The sequence below is a fragment of the Vibrio sonorensis genome, assembly GCF_001854765.1.
GTDB classification, from domain to species: domain Bacteria; phylum Pseudomonadota; class Gammaproteobacteria; order Enterobacterales; family Vibrionaceae; genus Vibrio; species Vibrio sonorensis.
Map to the genome: position 1 here is coordinate 1 of NZ_LJJE01000041.1, position 3703 is coordinate 3703.

Sequence of the window (3703 nt, forward strand, 5' to 3'; positions counted from 1 at the left end):
AGGCTACAGCCCTGTTGATGTCGGACTCACTGAAAAATGCTCGATAATCGAGCGACTCAAACAGAGCTACAGCATCACTAAGCGATGCAACGTCTTCGGCATCCATCGAAGTAGTTACAAGTATTGGAAGCGACGACCAAGAGCCATTCCTGCGCTAGAAGTTCAAACTCGAGTGCTTGTACAAGAGGCTCACAGTGCCAGCAATGGCTCGGCTGGAGCTCGAACGATTGCAGGAATCGTACTAATGCTGGCGTTAATTTGAGTCGTTATCGAGCAACTAAGATCATGAAAAAACTTGGGTTAGTGAGTCGACAGCTACCAAAGCACAAATATAAGAACCCGTCTCCTGAGCATGTGGAGATCCCGAATCATCTTGAGCGGCAATTCGCAGTTACGGCTCCAAACCAAGTATGGGTTGGCGATGTGACTTATGTCTGAACTGGCAACCGATGGGCTTATCTGACGGTTGTGCTGGACTTGTTTGCACGAAAACCAATTGGTTGGGCAATATCTTTTTGCCCGATAGCCAGTTGACAGGCAAAGCTTTAACAATCGCTTATGAAAGCCGTGGTAAGCCCAAAGAAGTGATGTTCCATAGCGATCAGGGCACGCATTACACGAGTCGTAAGTTCCGTCAGACTTTATGGCGTTATCAGATTAAACAAATTAAACAAAGCTTGTCGCGTAGAGGAAACTGTTGGGACAACAGCCCAATGGAGCGCTTCTTCAGAAGCCTAAAAACAGAATGGGTGCCAGCGTGTGGATATCGAAACTTAACTGAAGCTTGGGGCAGCATCATTGTTGGCCACATCATTAGATACTACAGTCAAATCAGGCCGCACCAATACAACGGTAGCCTGACGCCGAATGAATCGGAACGGCTTTACTGGCAAACTTATAAAACCGTGGCTGATTTTACTTACTCAAATACTGGATGGTATCCAAGCGCATAGCTCGGTAGCTAATGATGCTGAATGTACCAGTGTCAACGCCAGTTTAAAATTGACCCACTTATCGACGTTATCGCCGAAGTAAAACTGACCCACCCACGTAATTAACTTCTACTTTCAGATAGATTTTCTAGAACCGTTGGTATGGTACCAGCCGCCTTCTTCCCCCGTAATCGGTAGCTTTCTCCACTGATTTGTGCGATATGCGAGTGATGAAGAAGTCTATCCAGTAATGCCGCCGTTAGTGTCGTATCGTCGGCGAACGCATTTGACCATTGAGAGAACGGTAAGTTACTGGTTACGATAACACTGCCTTGCTCGTATCGTTTAGCGATAACGTTGAAGAGCAAGTTCGCTTCTTCTCTGCCGAGCGGTAGATACCCGATTTCATCCACGATAAGGAGCTTTGGCGCAAGCACGCTTCGTCTCAAGTAGCTTTCAAGTTTGCCCTGAGCTTTCGCCGTAGATAGTTGAAGCATCAAGTCTGCTGCTGTGATGAACCGTGTCTTTAAGCCTTTTTGTACGGCTATTTGACCAAGGCTAACTGCGAGATGGCTCTTGCCGACACCACTTGGGCCAAGTAGTACTACGTTTTCTTTTCGTTCGATAAACGCCAACCCTGTTAGCTCCTTTAACTGTTTCCTTGGCGCACCAGTTGCGAACTCAAAGTCATAGTCATCGAACGTTTTCTCCATAGGGAAGCTGGCGAACTTAGTCTGCGTTGCTCTTGTGCGTTCAGCTCTCGCTTCAAGCTCTGCGTTTAGAAGTGACTCTAAGTAATCGGCTAGACTCCACTCACGACTGTTGGCAACTTCTGCTAGTCTCGGCCATGCCTGACCTATAGCTTGCAACTTCAGTGTTGCACAGGCAGCTTCGATGCGATTCATTTGAAGGTTCATACTCGCACCTCCAACAGTGCGTCATACATTGATAGTGGATGTTGGAAGCTCTCAACTGGCATGACATTACCACTCATTGTTATCGGTGCTATCGGGCGTGTCAGTGACGGGAGGGGCTGAAGTGTAAAGCGCTCTTCATCTAATATGTTGTCTGGAATTAATGCTTACCGACTCAGTACGCCATTGTATGCGGATACGGCCTATTCTGTTGTTGAGGCAACGCAGGTTGAGAGCGAAGCGGATGGGACAATCCGCAGCCGTGATGCATTAGCTTGGTACGTACAAGATATTGTCAAGCATGCACGTTATGCTGAAGTGGCTGAAACATGGTGGAATATGAGGAGCTGCATTTTGGGTACTCCACATGGCTCTCGTTCATCGCTGTTCGTGAATCAGTACACGGGCGGGCACATGAGAAAAATTCTCGATGCTTTAAATAACAGTGGGATGTATGGCCCCATTAAAGAATGGTCTTTAGATATGCTATCTCAGAAAAAGCGAGATAAAATTGGTCAAACGCTAATTCGTACTGCGGTCAAAAATTACCAGCCTAGCAATGAGCAGTTTGAGTTTGAGCTTCACGGAGAAATTTGTAAAGCCACAATCAGAGATACATGGGATGACGGTACCGAGCTTTCTGTTAAAGTGCAAATCGGTGATATTGGTGATACGGATTTATCCGTGACAGGCTTTTACTATCCAGAGCAGAACTTGCTAGAATCTTCGGATCCAAAGGGTAAACGTGCTATTGCGGAAAAATTTCTGTAATTCAAGATAGGGGGGCGACGAAAATGCCTAAACTTCCACATGAACTCACTGACGATGAGCTGGCCTCAATGTACGGTGAAGCTCAAGAAAATAGCTGGCAACGCAACAAAATGGAAGGTGAATCTCTTCGTCGACAGTTATTGATGAGGCGTGAAGAGCTAAAATGGATCCGTACTGCAGCAATAACCGCCATCGTATCTTTGGTGGTTCTTGGTGTATGTGCAATTGTTGGTGCTGCTATCGATCTCATCCAGTGAAGGATAGCATTGATTTACACCGGATGAATAAGGATGTGGGCTTGATTGGTGGTTGCATTCCATTCTTTCATCTCCGCGATAAAGCACCCATGAGAGTTGATCACGGGTACGAGCTCAGGCGCTCTTTCTGACTCAATCAATAAAGAAAGGGGGGAAACTTGGTTATTGTCAGCATCAAACCCAAGCTCTATATGCTCTTCCAGCATATAGAGCACGTCTTTTTCCGCTTGCTGTAGTTCATCGAATAAACGAGATTCTATCCCTTCCTGATCATAAAGAAAGACCAAGAGTGAATAGAGTTTTTCAGCTCCAGCCACTTTGGTTTGCTTCGCTTTATCATTGAGTTCATAGAGCTTTCTTTCCAAGTTGCCTCCTTTCTGGCGAGCCACATTTATCATCAACTTGATGTCCTTTTTAATTATCGTATGTTGGCGATCTTTCAGTTTCGGTTTTAAGTACTTGATGAGCAGCTCGTTGCGCTTCGAAGTGGGTAAATGACGCTGGCTCAATGAGACGTGAACAAGAAGATAAAGTAGCGCATTGGTTATCGTAGAGTGTAAACAGCGATAATAATCAAAGTCTTTTTTAATTTGCATAACAACAGACAGATGAATCAGAGCCTTCAATCGATATAGAGTGACTAATACCACATCACCATGCTTAGTGAACGTTGTATCTAACTCTTTTAGTAACAACAATATAGGTCTATATCGACTGAACAAACAGCTTAATAATTAGTCAAAGTTTACCATCTTTCCACTATTCAAGAAATGCCTTCATGCCCGTAGAATTCCTGACAAAAGAGCAAAAGCAACAATACGGTTCTTTT

At 45.0% G+C, this 3703-nt stretch carries 4 protein-coding genes and 1 pseudogene; 3 read left to right on the plus strand and 2 right to left on the minus strand.

Translation table 11 applies throughout. From position 1 onward, the window contains the following. Window positions 1-953, plus strand: a pseudogene (locus BLO31_RS08605) (IS3 family transposase); the annotation flags it as partial. Between the two features lie 101 nt (window positions 954-1054). Here the strand turns inward: BLO31_RS08605 and istB are convergent. Further along, window positions 1055-1849 carry an IS21-like element helper ATPase IstB gene (istB, locus tag BLO31_RS08610; RefSeq protein WP_070964674.1) on the minus strand — a complete coding sequence of 265 codons (795 nt, stop codon included), beginning with the start codon at window positions 1847-1849 and terminating at the stop codon, window positions 1055-1057. A 144-nt stretch (window positions 1850-1993) separates the two neighbouring features. Between istB and BLO31_RS08615 the strand changes: the two genes are divergently transcribed. Both BLO31_RS08615 and BLO31_RS08620 read left to right on the plus strand, forming a co-directional pair. After that, window positions 1994-2617 (plus strand): hypothetical protein, encoded by a 624-nt coding sequence (locus BLO31_RS08615; protein WP_070964677.1) that lies wholly within the window; start codon window positions 1994-1996, stop codon window positions 2615-2617. A gap of 23 nt (window positions 2618-2640) precedes the next feature. Continuing rightward, on the plus strand, window positions 2641-2874 hold the full coding sequence (locus BLO31_RS08620) for a hypothetical protein (RefSeq protein ID WP_070964681.1): 234 nt from the start codon (window positions 2641-2643) through the stop codon (window positions 2872-2874). A 14-nt stretch (window positions 2875-2888) separates the two neighbouring features. Here the strand turns inward: BLO31_RS08620 and BLO31_RS08625 are convergent, their stop codons facing one another. Beyond that, a complete protein-coding gene (locus tag BLO31_RS08625) occupies window positions 2889-3470 on the minus strand; it encodes a DUF2913 family protein (protein ID WP_070964685.1) in 582 nt (193 codons plus the stop codon). Window positions 3471-3703 lie beyond the last annotated feature (233 nt).